The organism is Streptomyces sp. AF1A (assembly GCF_047340315.1).
Lineage (GTDB): Bacteria > Actinomycetota > Actinomycetes > Streptomycetales > Streptomycetaceae > Streptomyces.
Genome location: NZ_JBLEBI010000012.1, coordinates 70,234 through 94,431, shown reverse-complemented (window position 1 = coordinate 94,431; position 24,198 = coordinate 70,234). Strand labels below are relative to the sequence as shown.

The 24,198-nt window shown below is 71.4% G+C and carries 15 protein-coding genes and 1 pseudogene; 12 read left to right on the top strand and 4 right to left on the bottom strand.

Annotated features, from left to right (window positions below):
• The 5 genes and pseudogenes from ACLU3S_RS06585 to ACLU3S_RS06565 all read left to right on the top strand — a co-directional run.
• Positions 1-638 (top strand): CAP domain-containing protein (locus ACLU3S_RS06585; RefSeq protein WP_413950788.1); only part of this gene is annotated, 638 nt, incomplete at its 5' end.
• Positions 639-694: 56 nt separating this feature from the next.
• Entirely contained in the window at positions 695-1,372 is a 678-nt protein-coding gene (locus ACLU3S_RS06580) for an AIM24 family protein (RefSeq protein WP_413950787.1), read from the top strand.
• A 156-nt stretch (positions 1,373-1,528) separates the two neighbouring features.
• Entirely contained in the window at positions 1,529-2,569 is a 1,041-nt protein-coding gene (locus ACLU3S_RS06575; protein ID WP_413950786.1) for a tetratricopeptide repeat protein, read from the top strand.
• Positions 2,566-3,585: a polyprenyl synthetase family protein gene (locus ACLU3S_RS06570; protein ID WP_413950785.1), complete on the top strand. Its 1,020-nt coding sequence runs from the start codon at positions 2,566-2,568 to the stop codon at positions 3,583-3,585. Before ACLU3S_RS06575 ends, ACLU3S_RS06570 begins: the two co-directional genes overlap by 4 nt.
• 592 nt (positions 3,586-4,177) lie before the next feature.
• Positions 4,178-4,528, top strand: a pseudogene (locus tag ACLU3S_RS06565) (pyridoxal-phosphate dependent enzyme); the annotation flags it as partial.
• Positions 4,529-4,726: 198 nt separating this feature from the next.
• Here ACLU3S_RS06565 and ACLU3S_RS06560 read toward each other — a convergent pair.
• Positions 4,727-5,461: a hypothetical protein gene (locus ACLU3S_RS06560; protein ID WP_413950784.1), complete on the bottom strand. Its 735-nt coding sequence runs from the start codon at positions 5,459-5,461 to the stop codon at positions 4,727-4,729.
• 1,754 nt (positions 5,462-7,215) lie between these two features.
• Here ACLU3S_RS06560 and ACLU3S_RS06555 point away from each other — a divergent pair.
• Positions 7,216-8,328 (top strand): winged helix DNA-binding domain-containing protein, encoded by a 1,113-nt coding sequence (locus tag ACLU3S_RS06555; protein WP_413950783.1) that lies wholly within the window; start codon positions 7,216-7,218, stop codon positions 8,326-8,328.
• A gap of 48 nt (positions 8,329-8,376) precedes the next feature.
• On the opposite strand, the gene ACLU3S_RS06550 is transcribed toward ACLU3S_RS06555, so the two are convergent.
• Positions 8,377-11,955 (bottom strand): condensation domain-containing protein, encoded by a 3,579-nt coding sequence (locus ACLU3S_RS06550; RefSeq protein WP_413950782.1) that lies wholly within the window; start codon positions 11,953-11,955, stop codon positions 8,377-8,379.
• Positions 11,956-12,190: 235 nt separating this feature from the next.
• Here ACLU3S_RS06550 and ACLU3S_RS06545 point away from each other — a divergent pair, with 235 nt between their 5' ends.
• From ACLU3S_RS06545 to ACLU3S_RS06525, 5 genes are all read left to right on the top strand, one after another.
• Positions 12,191-13,510, top strand: coding sequence for an MFS transporter (locus ACLU3S_RS06545; RefSeq protein WP_413950781.1), 1,320 nt, complete (start codon positions 12,191-12,193; stop codon positions 13,508-13,510).
• Between the two features lie 96 nt (positions 13,511-13,606).
• Positions 13,607-15,493, top strand: coding sequence for a non-ribosomal peptide synthetase (locus ACLU3S_RS06540; RefSeq protein ID WP_413950780.1), 1,887 nt, complete (start codon positions 13,607-13,609; stop codon positions 15,491-15,493).
• Positions 15,494-15,521: 28 nt separating this feature from the next.
• Complete coding sequence (locus tag ACLU3S_RS06535) at positions 15,522-16,748, top strand: cytochrome P450 (protein WP_413950779.1); 1,227 nt, start codon at positions 15,522-15,524, stop codon at positions 16,746-16,748.
• A gap of 3 nt (positions 16,749-16,751) precedes the next feature.
• Complete coding sequence (locus ACLU3S_RS06530) at positions 16,752-17,792, top strand: methyltransferase (protein WP_413950778.1); 1,041 nt, start codon at positions 16,752-16,754, stop codon at positions 17,790-17,792.
• Between the two features lie 19 nt (positions 17,793-17,811).
• Positions 17,812-18,543, top strand: a complete 732-nt coding sequence (locus ACLU3S_RS06525) for a thioesterase II family protein (RefSeq protein WP_413950777.1) — start codon at positions 17,812-17,814, stop codon at positions 18,541-18,543.
• Positions 18,544-18,592: 49 nt separating this feature from the next.
• On the opposite strand, the gene ACLU3S_RS06520 is transcribed toward ACLU3S_RS06525, so the two are convergent.
• Together ACLU3S_RS06520 and ACLU3S_RS06515 are read right to left on the bottom strand one after the other, a co-directional pair.
• Positions 18,593-19,618, bottom strand: a complete 1,026-nt coding sequence (locus ACLU3S_RS06520) for an acyl-CoA dehydrogenase family protein (protein ID WP_413950776.1) — start codon at positions 19,616-19,618, stop codon at positions 18,593-18,595.
• Between the two features lie 2 nt (positions 19,619-19,620).
• Positions 19,621-20,787 carry an acyl-CoA dehydrogenase family protein gene (locus ACLU3S_RS06515; protein WP_413950775.1) on the bottom strand — a complete coding sequence of 389 codons (1,167 nt, stop codon included), beginning with the start codon at positions 20,785-20,787 and terminating at the stop codon, positions 19,621-19,623.
• Positions 20,788-20,887: 100 nt separating this feature from the next.
• Here ACLU3S_RS06515 and ACLU3S_RS06510 point away from each other — a divergent pair, with 100 nt between their 5' ends.
• Entirely contained in the window at positions 20,888-24,196 is a 3,309-nt protein-coding gene (locus ACLU3S_RS06510; protein ID WP_413950774.1) for a non-ribosomal peptide synthetase, read from the top strand.
• Positions 24,197-24,198: the final 2 nt, after the last annotated feature.

The window sequence follows — 24,198 nt, the reverse complement described above, 5'->3', positions numbered from 1 at the left end:
TCGGGACCGAGGGGCGGGACGGCGTCTCGGTCCACCAGCGGATCACGGCCGCCGGGTACGCCTATCTGCGGGTGGGCGAGCACCTCGTCTCGGGCCCCCGCACCCCGGCGGAGTTCGTCGCGTACTGCCTGGACTCCCCGCGGACCCGCGGCACCCTGCTCGACCCGGCCTTCCGGCACGCCGCGTCGGCCTGCGCCGAGACGGGCGACCGGTACTGGACGGCGCTGTGGGCCAGTCCGCTCACGCCGGAGGGGGTGTCCCGCACGGCGGCCGAGGTGGTCGCGCTCACCAACTCCGCGCGCGGGCGCACCGGCCTGCCGCCGCTGGCGGTGGACGCGCGGCTGACCACCGCGGCACAGGCGCACTGCGCGGACATGGTGGCCCGCGACTTCTACGCCCACACCTCCCCCGACGGCGCCCAGCCCTGGGACCGGGCCGCCGCCGCGGGTTCCCGGCTGCGCACCATCGGCGAGAACATCGCCTGCGGACAGCGCTCCCCCGCGGAAGTCGTGGACGGCTGGATGAACAGCCCCGGGCACCGGGCCAACATTCTCAAGCGGGAGTTCACCCGCATCGGGATCGGCTTCACGGGCGGCGGCCGGGCCGGCACGTACTGGGCACAGCTGTTCGGTGGCTGACCGTCCCCCTTCCGCGATCTTGGCGGAACCACACGGTCCGGGACACCATGCCCCGCATGAAGGGTGATCTCTTTTCCAGTGAGCACGTGGTGCGGCCGGCCACCGAGCCGGGGATGACCGTGGAGAACGCCAAGTGCATCAGATACGTGGTGAGCGGGGAGATGTACGCCCGCCAGGGCGCGATGGTCGCCTACCGGGGCAGCCTCGCCTTCGAGCGCAAGGGGCAGGGCGTCGGCGGCATGCTGAAGCGTGCGGTCACCGGTGAGGGGCTGCCCCTCATGGCGGTGCGCGGGCAGGGCGAGGCCTGGTTCGCGCACGAGGCCCAGAACTGCTTCGTCGTCGAGGTCGAGGCCGGCGACCGGTTCACGGTCAACGGGCGCAACGTGCTGTGCTTCGACGCCTCGCTCTCGTACGACATCAAGACCGTGAAGGGCTCGGGCATAGCCGGTGGCGGCCTGTTCAACAGCGTGTTCAGCGGGCGGGGCCGGCTCGGGCTGGTCTGCGAGGGCAACCCGCTGGTGATACCGGTCTCCCCCCAGTCCCCGGTGTACGTCGACACGGACGCGGTGCTCGGCTGGACCGCGCAGCTGCAGACCTCGCTGCACCGCTCGCAGTCCATCGGGTCGATGCTGCGCGGCGGCTCCGGGGAGACCGTGCAACTGATGCTGCAGGGCGAGGGATTCGTGGTGGTACGGCCGAGCGAGCTGACCCCGCAGAGGCCGCAGCAGCACTGAACCTTCACACATGACCGGAAGCGGCCGGGCAACCCCGGCCGTCATGCCCGCGTCTTGATCGGCGACAGACCGACGGGCCCTGGCCGCTCGAGCCAGGGCTCTTTTCCCACGACGCTATACACGTCATGTATACACTCCGTGTATAGAAGGGTACGCATGTACGGCAAGGCTTTCGCCCCGGAGTACCAGGGCGCACTGACCACCCTGTCCGTGAACTCCTCGCTGGTCGACGTGCTGGCCGAGGGCACCGAGCGGCTGCGCGAGGCCGAGCGGTCGGGGCATCCAGGAGAGGCGGCCCGCTGCGGGCTCGCCGTCGCCGAGGCACACCGCCGGCTCGGGCAGATCCGGGAGGCCGACCGGGCCTGGAAGGCGAGTTACCGCGCCGCCCGGGAGGCCGGGGACACGGCGGCCATGGCCTGGGCGCTGTGGAGCGGCGGCACCCTCGCCCGGCAGCGCGGGGCGTTCCCGCTGGCCTGGCGGCTGCTGGGGCTCGCGGCCGGACTCGGCGAGCGGGGCGGGGACGTCGTCGTGCGGGGCTACTCGCTGGCGGGGCTCGCGGAGACCGGCCGGATCCAGGGGGACTACGCGGCGGTCGGCCGCCTGCACGAGCAGCTGCTGGCCGAGGCCCGGCGGCGCGGGGAGGCCCGGCACACGGTGTGGGCGCTGGAGGGCATCGCGCAGATGCACCGCAACACCGGGGACTACGACCGGGCGTACGCCCTGTTCGAGGAGGCGGCGGAGATAGCCGAACGGGCCGAGGACCGGCGCGGGCACGCCTGGGCGCTGCGCGGACTCGCCGACATCTGCTCGGTCCGCGACAAGGACACCGCGCGGGCGCTGGAGCTGCTCGCCCGGGCGGAGGCGAGCTGCCGGGCCATGAACCTGTCCAGCGCGCTCGCCTACAACCACAAGATGCAGGGCAACGTCCTGTACCGGGCGAAGCGTTACGCCGAGGCCCGGGACCTGTACGAGCTGGCCCTGACGGAGTTCCGCTCGATGAGCGAGCCGCGCGGCGAGGCCCTGGCGCGGCTGGGCCTCGCCAAGTCGCTGGCGCGGCTCGGCCGCAACCGCGCCGAGACCGCGGCCGAACTCGCCGATCTGGCGGTCGTGTTGGAGCGCGGTGGGCTCAAGCACGCCCGGGCGATGGTGGCCCGGGCCCAGGAGGAGTTCGGCCTCGGGGCGGAGGTGGCCCGGTGACCACCGTCCAGGCGCCGCTGTCGGTGCCCGAGATCCTCGGCCGCTGCCGGGAGTTGACGCGGCCGGCACTGCGTGAGGCGGTGGGGCGGCTGCACCCGTGGGTGGCCGAGATGGCCGCGTACTCCTTCGGCTGGTGCGAGGTCGGCGGGGCGCCCGCCGCCGCACCGGGCGGCAAGGGCGTACGGCAGGCACTGGCCGTGCTCGGTGCCGAGGCGGCGGGCGCCGAGGGGCGGGCCGGAGTGCCGGCCGCCGTCGCGGTGGAACTGGTGCACGCCTTCTCGCTGCTGCACGACGACATCATGGACGGCGACACGACCCGGCGCCGCCGCCCGGCCGTGTGGCAGGCGTACGGCACAGGCCCCGCGGTGCTCGCCGGCGACGCCCTGTTCGCGCTGGCCGTGGAGACCCTCGCCACCGCGCCCCGCGGCCCCGCGGCCGTACGGCTGCTCTCGACGGCGCTCGCGGACCTGGTGCGCGGGCAGGCCGACGACCTGCTGTTCGCCGCGCGGCCGTTCCGCGGTCCGCAGCGGGTGACGGTGGACGAGTACCGGGCGATGGCGGAGGGCAAGACCGGCGCCCTGCTCGGCTGCGCCGCCGCGCTCGGTGCGGCGCTCGGCGGGGCGGACGAGGCCGCCGTGTCCGCGCTGGACCGGGCCGGGCGGCAGCTGGGCGTCGCCTTCCAGATGGTCGACGACGTGCTGGGCATCTGGGGCGACCCCGCGGTCACCGGCAAGCCCGTGTGCGGCGATCTGCGGGAGGGCAGGAAGACGTTCCCGGTGCTGGTCGCCCTCGGCTCCCCGGCAGGCCGCCGGCTGTCCGCCCTGCTCGGCTCCCCCGACCGGGCCGAGGAGGCCGCCCGGCTGATCGAGGACGCGGGTGGCCGCACCGCGGCGCTGTCCGAGGCCCGCGCCCACACGACCGCGGCGCGGACGCTGCTCGCCCGGGCACCGCTGGCCACCGGAGCCGCCGACGACCTGTGCCGGCTCCTGGAGTCCCTGGTGGAACGCGAACTCTAGCCGCGCCCCGGACGGCCCGAGCAACCGGCAGCGCCCGCGTCACCGGGCCCCGCCCACCGCGACGCGGGCTCTGCCCGAACGGACCTGCCCGCACGCCCCGCCGACTGCCCGGACCCGACGAGACATCCACCCGAGCCCCGCCCGCACACGCCCCGCCGGCCGACGAGGCCGACGAGGCCGACGAGGCCGACGAGGCCGACGAGGCCGACGAGGCCGACGAGGCCGACGAGGCCGACGAGGCCGACGAGGCCGACGAGGCCGACGAGGCCCCCGTACCACCCCCCGGAACCCGGGACCGCGACCGGCAACCGCACCGCCGGCCACCGACCGACCACACCGGGAGGCCCACCGCAGCCCGCCCGAACCCTGCACCCACCCCGCTCGCCCACGCACCGCCGGTCGGGCGAGCCGGCGGTGATCCGTACCGGCGCCCTCGCCCGCGCGCCGGCGGCCCGGCGAGCCGGCGGTGGTCTGTGCCGGCTGCCGCAATGCCGGGGAGTCGTACCGCGAAACGGTGTTGACCTTCCGGGAGGCGGCGGGTCAGGGTGCGGGCGGTGCGGTCCTCGCCTCCGCGCCGGAAGGGTGAAGCATCTTGATCGGCATCTCGGACATCGAAGCCGCCGCCCGGCGGATCGCCGGACACGTGGTGCGCACGCCGACCGTACCGAGCCCCGGGCTCGGTGCGCTGCTCGGCGTCCCCGTCACCGCCAAGCTCGAACTGCTCCAGCGCACGGGCTCGTTCAAGGCCCGAGGGGCCACGGCCAAACTGCTCTCGCTGAGCGAGGCCGAGCGGGCGGCGGGCGTGGTCGCGGTCAGCGGCGGCAACCACGGCATCACCCTCACGGTGATGGCGGCGGCCCTCGACGTGAAGGCGACCGTGGTGATGCCCCGTACCGCGCCCGCACGCTCCATCGCGCTGGCGCAGGAGGCCGGGGCGTCGGTGCCACAGAGAGAGACCGACGAAACGGGTCTCTGCCGGTGACGGAAGTCACGGTGGAGGCCCGTTTCTCGTTGTGTCCGAGTTTACGTGGGATCGCACAGTCTGGGGATCGGCGCAGTCAGCCCCGCACGTGACCTGTTTCACGGGCGGGGCCAGGGGTTCGCCGCGGGTGATGTCGAGTTGTTACCGGGGCTGGCCCGGCTAGGCGGCGGGTGCGAGGTGGCCTGTCGGGGTCCAGGTCTGCGGTTCTTTCGTCTGGCGTCGGTGGTGGGTGCGCCGTCGTGGTCGCTCGCCGCCGAGGGGCAGGGTGTCCAGCCACTTCTTGATCTTCCGTCGGTTGGCGTGGGCCAGCTGGAAGGCAAGCAGGATCGTTTGTGCCGCGATGCCGCGGATGCGGTGGGAGCCGGCGGACTCGATGCCCTCAGCGAGAGGGTTCTTCGCGTACCCGTTGTAGCCCTCGACGCTGTTGCGGAGCCGGAAGCAGACCTTCTGCCATTCCCGGCTGCCGTACTCCAGGGCCTGCCAGTGCTTGGCCCCGGCCTCGGGGCTGATGGTGACCGTGCGCTGACGGCAGATCTTCACAGGGCCGGTGGGGCTGGGCTCCGGGTCGACGAGGGGCAGGTGGACGCCGCGGCCGAGGCTGCGCGGCCTGAGGAGGCACTGGGCCTTGCCGGCCTCGGCAGGGCACATCATCCGCTGGTAGCCGTCGGAGTCGGCGTTCTCCTTCGGCATGACCCGGTAAGCGCGGCGGGCGGCGATCAGCTGGACCCAGGTCTCCCGCTCGATACGCCCGGCATGCAGGTCGATGGTCGCGTTGATCAGCGGCTCGGGCATCGACGGGCAGTACCAGCCGCCCTCGACGAGGATCGCGCCCTGTGTCTCGGCCTGCTTGCCGAGCTGGTCCGCCCGGTAGTCGTAGACGGGTTTGTAGCCCATGGCCCGTGCGGGAGCTGCCACTCCTCGGGCTCGGAGTTGTTGTACGCGCGGTCGCCCGCCAGCTAGGCGGGTTCGTATCCACACCGCTGCCACACCGCACTCGGCGACCAGCCACCGATAAGCCGTGGGAACAAAGCTTCAGGTCAAATACACCTGTGATGTCCTGAATCGTTGGTGACTTCCACGTCGATCTCGCCACACATGACGGCGTTGACCAGGGACGGCCAGGGCATCGACACGGAAGACTGCGGCACCGGGGCCTCCTGATGTTGCTCGGTGATTCGAGGCCAACGAGCTGTTCAGGAGGCCCCCACTCGCATGCGCCCAGCGGTCCGCGACCACCCGATCGAGACTCCGTTCGAAGCGCAACTCGCAAGATCGAAAAGACAACAGCTGCTGAAGTCTGTCCGGCCTCGTCGACGGACGCTGGGCTGCAGGATGAAGAGATCTCAGTGTGAGAGGCGGGGATTCTGGCCACGACCCCTGATCTTGCCTCATCAACGAAGATACGCCACGAGACAGAGGTAGGCAAACAGCTCACACTACACGCATCATCGTCCTGCTGTGCGCGTTGCCGTCTGGCTCGCCATGTCCACTCTATGAGAGACTACGATGGCTCATGAGAACAATGAACGTTCCGGATAGCCCTCGCGTGAGGGCTTACGAACTGACCTGATGCTCCACCACGGGGGGGCTCGCCTCACGGGCGAGCGCAATCGGAGCGCTCACGATTGCGAGTCGTACATGAAATGGACAATCACTGTCGAAGCGTCCGGGGATGATGCCGCCGAAACGCCGGCGACGATCACAGCGATCATGCAAAGCGGTCCGGATGGGACGCCGCAGATAGTTGAGCTGACCGTTCGTGCTGCCCATGGAGGCGGGATTCCCTCGCGTGCGGCCCGGGACATCGACTTTGAGATGTTGGCCCGGGCGATCGGTGGTGCTGCCGCACCCATGCCTCCGCATCCTCAGACGGCTTCGAGTGATGCGAGAAGGGCGCCGTCGCCCACACGGGCCGAGACGCGCACCGAGCGCCCTTATCGCAAGATGCCGGATGAAGCCGAGGTGCGAGAGGTCTTTCTCCGCACTGGAAGCGTAGGCAAGGTGGCCCGGCACTACGACGTGCCCAGGTACACCGCGCAGGCGTGGGTGGACAGGCTTCGTCGTATGGGTCAGTTGGAAGATCGGAAGCCGTTCTCCTCCCGGTAGGTTCACGGTCGCACCGCTACTGAGGGCGACGTGACGAGGCGGCAGGTTCCGGGTGGAGGAGCTGGAGCCAGTGTAGTATCCGGCCGCCATCTCTACAGCTGTCCGCCCTGCGGGCGGACAGCTGTAGAGATGGCGTGGCTCCGCGTCGGCCGTGCGCTCACCGACGGAGTTGCTGGTGGCGGATGCCATACCGCATGCCTTGGCAACATAGAGTTGATCAGCTTGCTTCGGCACGTCAAAGTCGCCCGTGCCTGCGAACCCCCCGTGCACTGTCCCTCGACACAGCATGTGCGCCCGGACAAGTGTCCCGATCCCAGTCCCCGCTCTGTCCCCGGCAGAGGCTGACGTCTGAGTCTTGTGCAGGGTGCCTGGTGTGCGCACTGCCAGACACATGACTGCGCTGCTTCCGCCGAGAGTACAGTGAGACCACAGTGAGCGCTAGGTCTCTCTCATCGTCCTGGCGTTGAGAAAGGCTGTACCGTATTCACGCTCCGGGTTCGACCCTGTTCCGATCTTGAGGGTGCGCAGCGGAAGGGAACACCGTGGAAGTCACGTGGGATCAGGTACTTGCATGGCGATTGAAGCGGCAGTTCCTCGAGATGCGAGGCGGGGCGGGAGCGGAGGAGATCGTCGGGAGACTGTGCGGGGTCCAGGCGCAGGTCGCCTCAGCCGCCGAGTTGGCGCTGGGGATCAGGCAGGCCGAGCCCCGCAGTGACGCTCTCCGAAGAGGGCTTGAGGATCGTGTGCTGGTGAAGACCTGGGCCATGCGCGGAACACTCCACGCTCTACGGTCGTCGGAGGTCGCGTCCTATCTGTCGCTCATCGCTTCGGCGCGTACCTGGACCAAGCCCGTGTGGCAGCGCTCCTTCGGTGCGACGCCGAAGGACGTGGCGGCTCTGGTCGAGGCCCTCTCGACGATCCTGGACGGTGCTGTGCTCACGCGGGACGAACTCGTGGCGGCCCTGGTGTCCGACGTCCGGTTCAGCGGCATGGAAGAGCAACTGCGCTCGGGTTGGGGCGCGTTGCTCAAGCCGCTCGCCTGGCAGGGCGCGTTGTGCTACGGGCCGAGCCAGGGCGGCAGGGTCACCTTCACCCGGCCAGCGAGCCTGCTGCCCGACTGGAAGGGCCTGCCCGATCCCGATGAGGCGGCGCCGACGGTGATCGCGTCGTATCTGGGTGCCTACGGCCCGGCGACGCCCGAACTCTTCGACGCCTGGCTGTCCCGCAACAGCCTGCGGAAGACCATCCTGCGCGCGTGGTTCGCGGACATGGGGGACGCCCTGACCGAGGTCCAGGTGGAGGGGCACAGCGCCTACATCCTGTCGGAACACGCCGACGACCTCGCCGACTGCGCCCCCAGCACCTCCGTACGGCTGCTCGGCGCGTTCGACCAGTACGTCCTCGGGCCGGGAACCAAGGCCACCGAGATGCTGCCGGCCGAGCACCGCGGCAAGGTGAGCCGGGCCGCCGGGTGGATCTCCCCGGTGCTGGTGGACGGCGGGCGGATCACCGGCGTGTGGGACCTGGCGGACAACGAGGTCGTCGTGTCGCTGTTCCCCGACGCCGAGAAGCCCTCCGGCAAGGCGCTGGAGTCGGAGGTGGAGCACATCGCACGGGTCAACGGGACGAACGACCTCAAGGTGCGCTTCGCCTGATCGCCCTCGCGTGCGGCGCCGCGGGACTCCACCGCAGCGCCCCGGGCGTCACCAGGTCAGGGCGGAGAGCGGAAGATCGGGGCACTGCGCGGCCTGGGCCAGCAGCGCCAGCACCTGGTCGATCCGGGCCAGCCCCGTCTCGCGGTCCCACAGATCGGTGTTGATCTCCAGCATCACCGAGACGCCCTCCTCGCGCATGAGCGCGTGGAACGACATGTCGTAGCGGGCGGTGCCATGGGAGATCAGCTCGTAGGACGTGCGGCAGCCGGGCAGGTCGACCGGCATCCAGTCGGCGAGCTGGAGTTCGCAGGTGACCTGGTAGACGGGGTGCATGCCGGGTAGGCGCTCGGGGCGGACCGCGTCCACGATCTCGGCGAACGGCAGAGCCTGGTGCTCGTAGGCCTGCAACAGCGCGGCCCGGACCCGGTCCAGGAGCTCGGCGAAGGACGGGTCACCCGAGCAGGCGACCCGTACGGGCAGTACGTTCAGGAAGCAGCCGATCAACAGCTCCGCCCCCCGGCGCCCCCGGTTCTCGGTCGGGACGCCCACCACCAGGTCGTCCTGTCCGGTGAGGTGGTGCAGCAGGGCGACGACGGCGGAACAGAACACGGCGAACGGCGTGGTACGACGCTCCCGCGCGAGGCCGCCGAGGATCCCGGCGGCTTCGAGCGGGGCACGTCGCTCGAGGAATTCGCCGGTGAAGGTCGCCCGGTCGGGACGCGCCCGGTCGGTGGGCAGGGCCAGACGCGGTGCGTTCGCCAGCTTCCGCCTCCAGAAGCGGCGCAGTCGCTCGCCCTCGGCTCCGGTGAGCATGTCCTGTTCGGCACGGACCAGGTCGGCGAAGCCGAGCGTCAAGGGGGCCAGGGAGGCCGGCCGGGATTCGGCACGCGCCCGGTAGAACTCGGACATCTCCCGCATGAACACCGTCATCGACACTTCGTCGGTGACCAGATGGTGGAAGAGCAGGTGCAGGACGTGCCGGTCCTCCGCCAGGCGCACCAGCCGGGCGCGCAGCAGCGGGCCCCGGGTGATGTCGAAGCCGAAGTAGGCGGTCTCCTGTTCTAGGGCCCGCGCCCGACGGTCCCGTTCCGCTCCGGGGAGTTCGCAGAGGTCCACCAGGGGGACATCGAAGTCCCGGTGGTCGGCGATGCGCTGCACCGGCTCGCCGTCCACCTCGACGAACGTGCCGCGCAGCCCGGCCTGACGGGCGACGACGTCGGCGACCGCGGCACGCAGCGCCAATGGGTCCAGAGGCCCGTCGATGCGCAGGAGGAGGGGGATCGTGTGGGTGAGCGCCCCCGGGTTCGCCTGTTCGGCGAGCCACAGTTGCCGTTGCGCGGCCAGCAACGGGATCAGGGCGTCCTCGCCGGGCGGCGGGGCCGCCATGGGGGCGGGGCCCGCATCGTCGGCCTCGGTGGCGGCGGCGACCAGGGCGAGGAGTTCGTCGAGATGAGGGTGAAGGCGGCGCAGCTCGGCGGCGAGGAGGGCGCACGTCGGGTTCTCGAACAGCGTGCGGACGCGCACCCTGACGCCCAGGGTCTCGTCCAACTCAGCGATCAGGCGCATCGCGACCATCGAATAGCCGCCGAGCTCGATGAAATCGTCGTCGGCGTGCACGAGCGGACGCTCCAGCACGTGGGCCCACAGCTCGCACATCAGTGAGACCAGGGGATCGTCGGTGGTGGTGGCGTCGTCCTCGACGTCCCCGGCCGTGCCTTGCCGGGTGAAGGACACCCCGTCGACGATCTCCAGGCGGCCGAGGGGGTTCCAGCGGGCGGTCAGCGGTGTCGCGGCCGAGTCCACGTACAGCCTGCCCGGCGCGTACGGCGACAGCGCGGTGCCGCCCCCCGGGGCCCCGCCGACCTGGAAGTCCACCGGAGCACCACCCCTCAGAACCGGCCAGACCACGGGTCCACCGGTGCAGTCGGCGACCAGCAGCGGGCCGTCGGGCGGCTGGAAGAGCCGGAGGGCCTGCCGTGTCCCGTCGGCCGTCCAACGTGCCAGATCATCGGCGGCGACGCAGGCGTCGGTGATGAGGGTTCGGGCGGTGGCCCGCCCGACGTACGCGCCGAACAACTCGGCCGGTACCAGGGCCATGGTGGCGGGGAGGTCCGGCGAGTCCACGGAGTCCGCGGTCACGACGTGTGCCCGGGCCTGCTGGGCGGCGTTGCGGACGGCGCCGGCGTGGGCGGCTTCCGGATGGAGCAGGAGCGTGTCGGCGTCGGACAGGCCCAGGGCCTCCGCGAGTTTCGGGGAGGGCCCCGCCCCGTCCGGCGGCCCGGTGAGCGGAAGGGCCGACACGGGCAGACCCGGTTCGCCGAGCCATGCCGTGAGCACCCGCGCGTAGTCCTCGACGAGGGCGGTGATGCCGTGGTCGGTGTAGAGCCGGGTGTCGTACTCGACCCAGACCCGCAGCCCGTCGTCCGATGTGCCGACCTCGAAGACGGTGTCGAACCGGCCGCGCTCGCGCGGAACCTCCAGCGCCGACGTCGACAGGCCGCAGAAGGCCAGACCGCCCACCGGGTCCACAACGGGGAGGAAGAGGTGCTGGACGACCGTGGTACGGCTGGGGTCGCGTTTCGCCCCGGCCACCTCGACGATCCTGCTCAGCGGCAGACGGGCATGGTCGACGGCCTCCGCGACGGCTCGCGTGCAGCGGGCCGTGAGCTCGGCGAAGGCGGGGTCGCCCGCCACCCCGACCCGCAGCGGTACGGTGTTCGAGAACTGGCCCACCAGGCGCTCGACCTGGGGAACGGACCGGTTCGCGGCGAGCACCCCGACAACGAGGTCATCGGCTCCCGTCGAACGGGTGACCAGCGCGGCGAAGGCGGCGAGGCAGACCGCGTAGGGTGTGGTGCGCTGCTCCCGGGCGAAGCCGGCAAGGGTGGATCCGACGGTGGCCGGGAAGTCGAACGCGCGGCGTCGGCCCTGTGTCCCCTTCACCGGCGGCCTCGGCCTGTCGAGCCGCAGGTCGAGCGCCGCCGGCGCGTCCCGCAGGCTCTCGCGCCAGAACGGCGCGTCCGCCCGCAAGGCCGCGGGCAGCAGTGTGTCGCGCTCCCAGATCGCGAAGTCGCCGTATTGCAGGGCGGGTCGGGGCACGGGGGAGGGGGCGCCGCGCAGAGCGGCCAGATAGTCGTCGCTGATCTCGGACAGGACGGCCCGCACGGCGGTGGCGTCGGCGACGAGGTGGTGGACGGCCAGCGCGAAGACGTGGTCGCCGGCGCCGACGCGCACCACGAGGAAGCGGATCGGTGGACCGGAGACCGGGTCGGAGCCCTCCTCCGCGAACTCGCGCACCAGGTCGATCGCGTGGGCGAGCGACTCCGCGGCGAAACTCCCGTCCACCCCCGTGTCCGACCCCCCGACCCAGGCGAGTGGTGGGTCGGCGGGCGCGGGATGAACGCGCATCACGGGCTCACCGTGGTGGTCGGCGAAGGCGGTGCGCAGAATCTCGTGCCGTGCCAGCACCGCGCGAACGGCATGGGCGAGTGCCGTCCGGTCGAGGGGGCCGCGGAGGCGCAGGGCCACGCATTCGGTCAGGAACCCGTCCGTGTGACCGTGCTCTCCCGCGGTCCAGAAGTGCTCTTGGATGGGTGCCAGCGGGATGTAGTCTCGCGAAGAATACACAGGGACACGATATCGTGTTTTGGGCCGACGTCAGCGGAGCGGTTACCTCCTGAGGCTCTCCGGACGGCTGCCGGGCCGTCCCGGCCGACCTGTGCATGAGCCCAAGTTCCTTGCAACAGAAGGCACTCACGGCACTTCGCGAAACCGTCGCGAAGCGGAGGGGAGGCTGCTATCGTCTCCCGGTGCCGACAGTTGTTGACTCTACGACATGGTGTCGTGTTTCGGAGTGATGCATATGGGTCCGCGCGGGGCCGCCGAACAGTCCGTCGCCGACGATCCAAGCGCCCCGGCGAAGCCGAGGTCGATACTCTTCCGCAACCGGAACTTCGCGCTGCTGTGGTCCGGGGAGTCGATCAGCCTGCTCGGCAGCGAGGTCAGCGTTATCGCTCTGCCCTCGCTCGCCGTGCTCGTCTTCGGCGAGGGCGCTCTGGGCGTCGGTGCGCTGGTGGCACTCCAGTGGATCCCGTACGTGCTGCTGGGACCACTGATGGGCGTGTTCACCGACCGGCTGCGCCGTAAGCCGCTGATGCAGGTGGCGAACGTGGCCCGATTCGTCATCCTGGGCTCCCTGCCGCTGGCCGCCGCCCTGAACCACCTCACCGTGGCGCACCTGTACGCGGCGGCGCTACTCAAGGGCGTCTTCGACGTCGTCTTCCAACTCGCCTACCAGGCGTACCTGCCGCAGCTCCTCGCACGTGAGGACCTGATCGACGGCAACGCCAAGACCCAGCTCAGCCGCTCCACGGCGCTGGTCCTCGGCCGGTCCTTCGGCGGCGGCCTGGTCAGCTGGCTCGGCGCGGCCCGGGCCATCACCGCGGATGCGGTCTCGTATCTGGTCTCCAGCCTCGCCCTCGCGTTCGTGCGCCACCAGGAGCCCCAGCCCCGGCCCGCCCAGCGCGGTGTCGCGGCGACCGTGCGGGACCTCAAGGGCGGCATCGCGCTCACCTTCGGCAACCGCCTGCTGCGCTCCCTGACCCTGATGGCCACGTTCGGCAACATGGCCGTTTCGCTGACCCTGGCGATGATCATCGTCTTCGCCTACGACGACCTGGGCTTCTCCGGCGGCCGGATCGGTCTCGCCCTGGGCGTGGGCGCAGTCACCACCGTCGTCGGGGCGGTGCTGTCCCGCCGGATCAACGAGCGGCTGGGCATGGGACGCACCCTGATCCTGACCCACGCTCTGCTGGGACTGGCGTTCGTGCTGCTGCCGGTCGCGTCCTCGGCCGGCAAGGGCCTCGCCTTCGTCGTCATCGTCGTGTCCCAGGCCATCTCGTCCTTCACCACACCCGTCGCCAACGTCAGCATCATGACCATGATCCAGAAGGCGACGCCACCCCAGGCGATGGGCCGCGTCGGCGGTGTCTCCCTGCCGCTGGTATGGGGAGCGAACGCCGTGGGCCCGCTCCTGGGCAGCGCGGTCGCGGCGCTGGCCTCGGTGCGCCTCACGTTCTTCTTCGCGGCCGTGCTGGCCTGGTGCGCGGTCGTCTGGATTCTCCTCGGCTCGGTGCAGCGGATCACCGACGACGTCCCGGAGGAGCTCCGCGTGCCCGCGTAGGGGCCCGTCATCCACCTTCCCGAGCCGACGGTCCGGGCCGTCCGTGGAGCGGCCGGAGCGGGCGACGGACGACGATCGACCGGAGGAACACGTTCCATGGGCATCCCCGATGACGCCACGTTGCCGGAAATCGTCCAGAACCATGCTCGGACCAGGCCCGACGCCCTGGCGATCGAGCGCGGCCAGGTACGCCTGACGTACGGGGAGCTCAACCGGGAGGCGAACCGGCTGGCACGGACCCTGGCCGCCCGGGAGGTGAGCCGGGGCGCGGTGGTCGGCATCCACCTGGGACGGTCCATCGAATGGGTGGTCGCCATGCTGGCGACGCTCAAGGCGGGCGCGGTCGTCATGACGCTGGACCCCAAGGCACCGGCGGAGCGGGCGCTGCGCGCGGTGCGCGCCGCCGAGCCCGCCGCCGTCGTCACGGATGCCGACGGCGAGCCGGCGGCGTCGGCGTACTCGGTGCCGGTGGTCGTGGTGGGCGACGGCTGCCGGACGACCGCGGCGCAACCGGAGCCCCGGGACACGGCCCTTCCGGGCCGGCCCGAGGACGCCGATCCGGACATCCCCTTCTTCCCCGACGACCTCGCTTACGCGGTCCACACCTCCGGCTCGTCCGGCAAGCCCAAGATCGTGATCGCCCAGCACCGCTGGCTCACCGGGGGCGCCTCGCCGGGCTCCGCGCTCAACCGCACCACGTCGGCGGACCGGGGCGCCTGGCTCGGACCGGCCGGCGCCGGCATAGCCATTCACGAGGTGTGCGGGCTGCTGTGGCGGGGCGCCAGCATCCACATCGCGGAACAGGACGTGATCACCTCGCCCCCGGCCCTTCGCGACTGGCTGGTCGCGAACCGGATCACCCAGGCGTTCGTGATCACGCCGCTCGGGGAGATGCTCCAGGCGCTGCCCTGGCCGGAGGACTGCACCCTGCGCCTGATGACGCTCGGCGGCGCCAAGCTGAACCGGTGGGCGCCGGCGGACCTGCCCTTCGAGGTCGCCGTCTCCTACGGCTCGCTGGAGGCGTTCCAGATAGCGAACACACTGCACCCGTGGGAAGCGCGATGCACGCCCGCCACGGCCACCGCCGCGGACGGTGCGGCGCCGCCGCCCGTCGGGCGACCGCTGCCGGACGTGCGGGTCCACGTGCTGGAGGACGACCTGACGGAGGTGTCAGCCGGCGCCCTGGGCGAGCTGTGGATCGACTCGCCCGCGCTCTGTCTCGGCTACCTCGGGGACCCCGCCCTGACCGCCTCCCGGTTCCGCCCCAACCCCTTCGGCGCACCGGCCAGTCGTCTGTACCGGTCGGGGGACGCCGGCCGGTACCGGCAGGACGGGGTACTCGAACACCACGGGCGTATCGACGACGTCGTCAAGATCCGCGGCCACCGGGTGGAGCTGGGTGAGGTCGAGTGGGTGCTCGGCAGCCACCCGAAGGTGGCGCAGGCCTGCGTCGTCACCGTGCAGGACGGCGACCGGTCGCAGCTCGTGGCCTGCTACGTCACCGGCGAGCCGCCGTCCGCGAACGCGTCCCTGGCCGTCGAGCTGCGCGCCCATGTCGCGCGGAGACTGCCGGACTTCATGGTTCCGATCGCCTATGTACGGATGGACCGGCTGCCGGTGAACACCTCGGACAAGGTCGACCGGCTCGCACTGCCGCCGGCCGACTGGCGGGACTGGCGGCCGGCCCAGCCCTACCGGGAGCCTCGGGGCGACACGGAGGTCCGTCTCGCGAAGCTGTTCTCCGAGTTGCTCTCGGTCGAGCGGGTCGGGGCCGACGACAACTTCTTCGAGCTCGGCGGGGACTCGCTGCTGGCCGCGCGGTTGCGCTCGGCCGTCGAGGAGGCGTTCGGCGTCACGGTCGCCCTGTCGACCGTGATGACCGCCGGGACGCCGGCCGAGCTGGCCGGGCACGTGGCGTCCACAAGCCGGGAGCCGGCCGGGTTCGACGCGCTGCCACCGATCGTTCCGCGCGACCGTTCCTGACCGCGTGTCACGGCGAGGGGGAGAGAACATGACGACACTACCGCAGGACGTCATCACGCGGCTCACCGAGGCCTTCGACTTCCACGACCCGGAGTACACACCTCAGACGGCCGAGCACGTCAACGCGGCGCTCCGGGAGAAGGCACCGGTGGCCTACTCGCCGGCTCACGGCGGCATGTGGGTGCTGTCCCGGTACGAGCACGTACGGGAGGCTCTCCGGGACCACGAGACCTTCAGCTCGGGATCCGGCGTGCACTTTCCGCGCGCGGCGGACATGCCGAAGTTCTCCCCCATCGACTACGACCCGCCCGAGCACGGGGCGATCCGCAGGCTGATGGCGCCACCGGTGGACCGGGACGCGGTGGTCCGCCTGGAGCCGGCGGTCGCCCGGCTGGCCGCGGACCTGGTGACGCCGATCGTCCGCCGGGGCCACGGCGACTTCGTCGCGGAGCTGTCCCGGCCGTTCGCCATCGGCACCCTCGCACTCGCCATCGGTCTGTCGGAGAAGGCACAGCAGGAGATCCGCGAACTGACCGCCACCATGTGGCGTCGCATGGCGAAGGACGGGGACTCGTCGGCCTTCTGGCCCGCCTACCGCGACCTGCTGTCCGGGGAGATCGAGCGGGCACGGCGGGAGCCGGGGGACTACTACCTGTCGTGGCTGGTGAAGGCGCGGATCGACGGCGAGCCGGTCTCCGACGAACTGCTGTACTCCGTCATCGTCTCGTACTGCGTCGCCGGCCACGACAACACCATGAACACCATCAGCCGCATCCTGTGGCATCTGGCGGGCGATCCGGCGCTGCAGCACCGGATCAAGGCGGAACCCGGCCTCGCGGCCCAGGTCGCTGAGGAGACGCTGCGCAGGTGGTGCCCGACCGACCGGTTCACCCGCGTCACCACACGCGACGTGACCGTCGACGGTGTCACCATCCCGAAGGGGGCCCGGGTGGTCCTGCTCTTCGACGCCGCGAACCGCGACCCCGACGTGTTCCCCGACCCGGACTCCTTCCGCCCCGACCGCGACACCGCCCACCGGCACCTGAGCTTCGGCAACGGCCTGCACCACTGCCTCGGAGCGCGGCTGGCGCGCGCCGAGTTCAAGGCCGTCCTCGGCGAACTCGCCCGGTATCCCGAGTACCGGCTGACCGAAGAGCCCCGGCTCTCATTCGAGAACGGGCGGCACATCATGTTCGACCGTATCCCGGTCCGCTTCGAGCGATCAGGGGCGACGGCCGGGAAGGCGGAGGACTGAGCCGTGGAGGACCGTTCGACCGGGGTGCCGGACACCGGCACCCCTTCGCTGGAACCGCTGGTCACGCTGGCCTCCGGGCTGTGGCGCTCGCAGACCCTAGTGGCGGCCGAAGCCCTCGGCCTGTTCACCTTCCTCCACCAGGAGGAAGGGGCGACCGTGCACGAGACGGCCAAGGGGCTCGGCATCCCCGAGCGGCCCGCGGAGATGCTGCTGACCGCGTCGGCCGCCCTTGGGCTGCTGCGCAAGGACGGTGACCGCTACGTCAACAGCCCCATGTCCGACGCCTATCTGGTGCGCGGCAGGCCGTACTACTTCGGCGACTACATCCGCATGCTGCGGGAGTACGTCTACCCCGGATGGATGCGGATCACCGAGGCCGTCCGGACCGACCGGCCCACCAGGCCGACCCCGCAACCGGACAAGGGCATCTTCGACGAGGACAACCGCCCTGCCCTCTTCTGGGACGGGCTCTACCCGGTGTCCGCGCTCACCGCCCAGGCCCTGGCCAGGGCGGTCGACCTGGACGGCGCCAGGCTGCTGGACGTCGGTGGTGGCGGCGGTGCCTTCACCGTCGAGCTGTGCCGCCACCACCCGCGGCTGCGGGCCACCGTCTTCGACCTGCCGCACGTGTGCGCGCTCACAACCGACCGAATCGCCGAGGCGGGCCTGGCGGACCGGATCTCGGTGCACCCCGGCGACTTCTTCGCCCCGCAGGACCTGCCCGAGGGCCACGACACGGTCCTGCTGTCCATGATCCTGCACGACTGGGACGAGACACAGGGCCGTGGGCTGCTGGCCAAGTGCTTCCAGGCGCTGCCCGCGGGCGGCAGGATCGTGATCAGCGAACTGCTCGTCGACGACGACAAGGCGGGACCGCCGGACGCCGCCCTGATGAGCCTGAACATGCTGGTCGGCACCCCTGGACGCAACTACACGGCCGCGGAGTACACCCACTGGCTGCGCGCCGCCGGCTTCCAGGGCGGACACACCGTGCGGTTCCGGGCACCGGCGGCGAACGGCGCCGTGGTCGCCCACAAGCCATGACGCGAGAGGGGCGACGCCTGTGACGACCCGGGGGAAGTGGCTGCTCAGGGAGCCCTCGCCGGACACGCCGTACCGTCTGTTCTGCCTTCCCTACTCCGGCTGCGGCGCCTCGATGTTCCGCGAGTGGCCCGAGCGGATCGGTCCGGTGGAGGTCCTGCCGGTGCAGCTTCCCTGGCGCGAGAACCGGATGCGCGATCCGCACTTCCGGACCTACGAGCGACTGGCCACCGAACTCGTGGACTCGCTGGCCGACCATCTCGACCGTCCCTACGGCGTGTTCGGGCACTGCGGTGGCGCGTTGCCCGCCTTCGAGACCGTGCTGCGGATCGACGAGCGTGGACTGCGTCCGCCTGCGGGCTGCTTCGTCTCCTCGCAGGTCGCCCCGCAGGACGGTCCCTACGGCCGGTTCCTCGGGATGACGGGAGAGGAACTGCGGGCCGAACTGAAGGGCCTGCTCGCGGAACTCGGCTCTTCCAGCCCCGCGCCCGACATACTCGACCTGCTCCTGGAGATCCTGCAGGCCGATCTGGACGCGAACCGCGCCTATCGCAGGGAGCGGCCGGTGCGGGTGTCCTGCCCGATCACCGTCATCGGGTGGGACGAGGACACCGAGGTCCCGCACGGCCTCATGACCGGCTGGAGCGCGTGGGGCGAGGCCCGCAAGCGCGTGCTGTCCGGGACGCACTACACCTTCCTGCACCTGCCGGACGCCCTGCAGGACCTGCTGATCGCGGACATCACCGAAGCCTGACCGGGTCGTGTCGGCGGGGGCCGGCCGGGCGGGGTGTGGGGTGGTGGTGTCAGCGGAAGCCGGTCAGGCCGGGGGCCGCCGCGTGTGGCGCCGCCCTGTGCCAGAGCGAGGCGGGGGCGCCCATGCGGGCTGCCTCCACCGACGCCAACCGGTAGGCGGTGGCCGCGGTGGAGTGCGCCAGCATCCCGCGCACACCGTGGAGTTGCAGTGCCTTCCGGGTGCACAGCAGGGCGTGCTCCGCGGCGACGGCCAGCAGACGTGCGGCGTCGGCCGGGTTCTCCCGCCCCTGGTCGTGGTGCCAGGCGACCTCGTGCAGCAGCAGACGCCAGCCGTCCGCCTCACCGACGAGCCGGGCCAGGCCGTGCGACACGGTCTGCAGGTTCACCAGCGGACTGCCGTACTGCACCCGTCGGTTGACGTGCGAGCGGGCCACGGCGAGTGCCCGGTCGGCAAGGCCGAGGAGGACCGCCGCCTGACGGACCCGGGCGGCGTCCAGTGCCCGGCTCCACCGCTCGGCGGCCAGGTCAAGGGCCTCGGCCCGGGCGCCGCTGAAGTGCAACCGCACGGTGGGCAGCCTCAGTTGGGAGCCGGTCTCGACGCCGCAGGTGGCGGTGTCCGGGGTCACCACGTACGGGCGGGTGGTGCCGTCGTGCGCCGTGGCGCGGGCGACCACGAGACCGAAGTCGCCGACCGGCAGGTGCTCGCTGTCGCCCCAGAGCCGGTCCTCCGCGTCGACCCGCAGCCCGGTGCCGGTGTGCACGCCGACGGTCGCGGCGTGCCGCTGCCCCTTGAGCACCTCACCGAGGAGCGGTTCCGCGACGCCCGTCTCCTCCAGCAGTTCGAGGACGAGCACCGTCTCGCGGTAGGCGCCGAGCGGCTCGAGCCCGTGACCGAGCCGGGAGTTGACCACGATGTCGGCACTCAGCCCCAGTCCGAGGCCGCCCAGGGACTGCGGAGCAGCGAGTCCGGGAACGCCGAGCGCGGCGAGTTCGGCGTACACGTCGCCCGTCCTCGTCAGCGCGGTGTCCACGGCTGCGGCGAGCCGGGCCTGGAGCGGGTCGATGCGCAGATCCATGCTCACCCTTCGGTCCGAGTGTCGTCCAGCAGCCGGGCACCGGCGACGATGTCGAGCAGCACCTCGGAGGCGCCGCCCGAGATGGTCATGCCGGGTGCCTCCCGGTAGGCCGCCTCCAGCACCGGGTCGTCCGTGCCCGGCTCCGGCTCCAGCAGGTCCAGTCCCAGCGTTTCGAACGCCCACCACGCGATCCCCTGTGCGGTCTCGCTGCAGTGCCACTTGGCGAGGGACGCCTGTGCGATGTCCGACTGGCCCTCATGCAGACTCTGCAGGGCCCGGCAGGTCAGCAGCTTGCTGGCGTCGAGCCTTGCCTGGTGCCTCGCGAGCCCGGCGAGTTCGCTTCGGGTCGGCTGCCGGCCGCCCGCGACGAGCCGGCCGGCGGCGAGTTCGAGCCAATGGCGGGCGCGGACGTAGTAGTCGAGCCCGTTCCGTTCCGCCGCGAACATCCGTGTGATCAGCGACCAGCCGGCGCCGACCGAGCCGAACACGGCGTCCTTCCCCACGCGCACCTGCGAGAGGCGGATGTCGTGGAACTGCTCGTCGGCCAGGCTCGGAAGGTGACGGACCGAGACGCCCGGGGTGTCCAGCGGCACCAGGAAGAGGGTGATCCCCTCGTAGCGGCTGTTCCCGCTGTCCGTGCGCACCGCGCACAGGGCGACGTCGGCGTAGGCGCTCTTGAGGTTGTAGGTCTTGCGGCCCTCGATGACCCATCCCGAGCCGTCGGCCGCCGGTGTGGCATGCGTGGTGACGCTCGCCAGGTCGGACCCGTGCTCGGGTTCGGTGAACAGGATGCACGTCGTCAGGTCCCCGGAGGCCAGCCGCGGCAGCAGCGAGCGCTTCTGCTCCTCCGTGCCCGCCTGCAGGATCAGCGAGCCGACTATCTGCACAGAGATGTAGTACAGACTCTGTGGTATTCCGTGGCTCACCATCCGTTCCAGGAGCACCACGGTCGCGGTGAAGTCCGCGTCCCGGCCACCGTACTGGAGCGGCCAGGAGGGGGCCAGCACACCCGCCTGGCCCAGATGACGGTAGAGGTCACGGACGTCTCCGTCCATGTGGTCGGCTCGGCGGCGCACCGTTTGGAGGAGCCGATGCGTCTCCGGAGCGGAGAACAGGGCGTTCACCTCTTGCTCGAACGCGACCGTGGATTCCGGCACTTCGAAGTGCATGCGCGATCCTCGTCAGTCCAGTCGCAAGCGCCAATGTAGAGTGTTACCGTGCAGACTCGGTGAGGACTTTATAGTATCTCGGCGCTTTCAGGGCGGAAGTATGAGTCGACAAAGTGAACTGCTCCGCCGGCTGCGTCGGCTGCCGGCGGAGCGCAGGGAAGAGTTTCTCGCCCAGCTCGACGGTGTCACCCAGGGCACCCGGTCGGCGCCGCTGTCCTGTCGTCAGGAACAGCTCTGGCTGTTCGACCGGGTGGCGCCGAGCGGCAAGGCGTACGGCCTGGGCTTCGTGCTGACGCTGACCGGCCCGTTGGACGCCGCGGCTCTGGAGGAGGCGGTGAACGACGTCGTCGCACGGCATGCCCTGCTGCGGTCGGTGTTCCCGCACGAGCACGAGACGGGCGCCCAGGTGGTGCAGTCCCCGCCCCGCGTGCGGCTGCCGGTGGAGGAGCCTTCGGAGCCGGAGCCGGACGGACCCGTCCGTCAGGTCGTCTACGCCGAGTTGGGCAGGGGATTCGACGTCAACGCCGACCTGATGGTGCGGTTCCGGCTGCTGCGGCGCTCGGAGCGGGAACACCGGCTCGTGGTGGTGACCCACTACCTGGTCATGGACCCGCGCTCGATCGACGTGCTGTGCGCCGACCTCGCCGTCGCCTACCGGGCACGGTGCGCGGGGGGGGCCCCCGAGTTCGGCACACCCGCGGTGCACTTCGGTGACTACGCAACCTGGCAGCGCGAGTGGAGCCGGGGCGACGACGCCGACCGCATGGCCGAGTACTGGCAGCGCACGCTGGCCGGCTGGGAGGACACGGCGTTCCCCACCGACCTGCCGCGGCCCAGGCTGCTGGCCCTGGACGCCGAAGTGGTGCGCGAGCCGTTGTCCGCGCGATCGGCCGAGCGGGTGCGGGAAGTCGCCCGCGACCTGGACGTGAGCCTGGAGGACGTGCTGCTCGCCGCCTACGTCGCCACAGTGGCCCGGCACACCGCCACCACCGACGTGGTGATCGGCGTGCCGCACGACGTCCTCGGGCCGTTCCCTCCGGACGCCCTCATCGGTGACTGCGGCAACCTCCTTCCGCTGCGCGCCGAGGTGGACACCGGGGCGTCCTTCGCCGACCTGGTGCACACGGTGTCCCGCCGGCGCACGGAGGCCGAACAGCACGGCGATCTCCCCTTCAAGCTCGTGCTGGAGCGCCTCGGCGTCGAACCCGACCCCAGCCGGCTGCCGCTCGCCCAGCTCGGGTTCACCGCCGCACCCAGGGCCGCGAAGCCGGTGCGGGCGGGCGACCTGCTGATCGTCGCCGAACAGGTGGACACAGGCGTCGGCACCTTCGAGCTCTCCCTGGAGGCCACACTCGACGGACCCGCGCCGACGGTCGCCGTGCGGTACGCGGTCGCGCTCTACCGCGAGGCGACCGCCCGGCGGATCGCCCAGCGCTTCCTGCGGCTGCTCGAGGGCGGCTGCCGCGCCCCGGAACGGCCCGTCACCGCCCTGCCGTTCGGTGAGCCGGGCGCGCAGGACCGCATCCTCGGCGAGTGGAACAAGCCGATCGGCTCCTGCCCCGGCGACACCGTCCACGGGCTCTTCGAGCGGGTCGCCCGCGCGTACCCCGACCGAGTCGCGGTGGCCTCCCGCAAGGGCCGGACCACGTACGCCGAACTGGACGCCTGGGCCAACCGCATAGCCCGTGGCCTGCTCAGCCAGGGGGTCCGGCCCGACGCGCGGGTGCTTGTCATGCTGGAGCGCGGGCCGGCGCTGATCGCGGCGATGCTCGGCGTGCTGAAGGCCGGGGCCGCCTACGTGCCCGTGGACCTGAACCTGCCCGAGGAGCGCGTCAACGCCATCGCCGAGGACTGCGGGGCAGACTTGGCACTGGTGTCACCGGGATCCCCCCGGCCCGCCACCGAGGGCGTACGCACCATGGACGTCGAGGAGGACGTCACCGGCCTGCCCGGCACCGCCGTGGACGCGTGGGCCGTTCCCGAGTCGCTCGCCTACGTCATCTACACCTCCGGGTCCACCGGACGCCCCAAAGGGGTGCTCATCGAGCACCGCAACATCAGCAACTTCATCAGGGTGGTCGGAGAGATGTTCGGGCTCGGCCCGGACGACCGCATCCTGCAGTTCGCGTCTCCGGGATTCGACGTATCGGTGTTCGAGGTCTTCGGCGCGCTGCTGTCCGGAGCCCGCCTGTACGTCGTCGACGAGGAGGAACGCAGGTCCATCGACGCCCTGGACGAACTGCTGGTGGAGCAGCGGATCACGGTCGTCGACCTGCCGCCGGCGATCATGGAACTGCTCGAGCCCGAGAGGTACGAGGACCTGCGGGTGGCCTTCGTCGGCGGGGAGGCGTTCACCGGTGAGCTCACCACCCGCTGGGCGCGGGGACGCGCCTTCTACAACGGGTACGGCCCGACCGAGACCACGGTGACGGTGGTGGCCAGGAAATGCGAGGGGCAGTGGACGTCGTCGCCGCCCATCGGCCGGGCGATGGCGAACCACCGCGCGTACGTCCTCGACGCGGACCTGGGGCTTCAGCCACCGGGCGCGGTGGGCGAACTCGCCGTCGCCGGGCTCGGCGTCGGACGCGGGTATCTGGGCCGGCCCGACCTCGGCGCCGAGCGGTTCCGCCCCGACCCGTACGGCCCGCCGGGCTCGCGCATGTACCTGACGGGTGACCTGGCGGTCTGGGACGACGACGGCGACCTGCGCTTCCTCGGCCGGATCGACCGTCAGGTCAAGGTCAGGGGCGTGCGGATCGAACTGGGGGACGTGGAGGCCGCGTTGCAGGCCGTCGCGGGGGTGGCCCGCGCGGTCGCCGACGTCGCCGTGGATCCCCGTCTGGGTACGCTGCTGATCGCCTACGTCGTCGCCGAAGACGGTGTCGACCTGCAACTGGACGCGGTACGAGCCGCGGTCGGCACCCGGCTGCCGCCGACCATGGTGCCCAACGTGCTGGTGCCGCTGGACGAGGTGCCGCTGACCCGGAGCGGCAAGGTCGACCGGCGGGCGTTGCCGGCCGTGGAGTTCGCCGGCGTGGAGGACGAGGCGGACGTCGACGACGAACACAGCACGTCCACGGAGCGCCTGGTGCGCGGGGAGGTGTTCGCGCCGCTGCTGGGAGTGCGCATCGGCAACGCCGCCAACTTCTTCGCGGCCGGGGGAACCAGCCTGCAGGCGATCCGCATCGCCTCGCGGGTCAAGGCCGTCTTCGGGGTCGACGTGCCGATCGCGGACTTCTTCGCCGATCCCACGGTCGGCGGACTCGCCCGTCTGGTCGACGAGGCCACCGAACGCGACCGGGAGCGCCGGGGCGCTCTCGCCAAGGCCCTGGACCTGGTGGAGGGACGCACCGACGAGGAGATCGGCGAACTCGCCCGGCTTCTTGAGGCGAGCGAGGGGGACGGGTGACG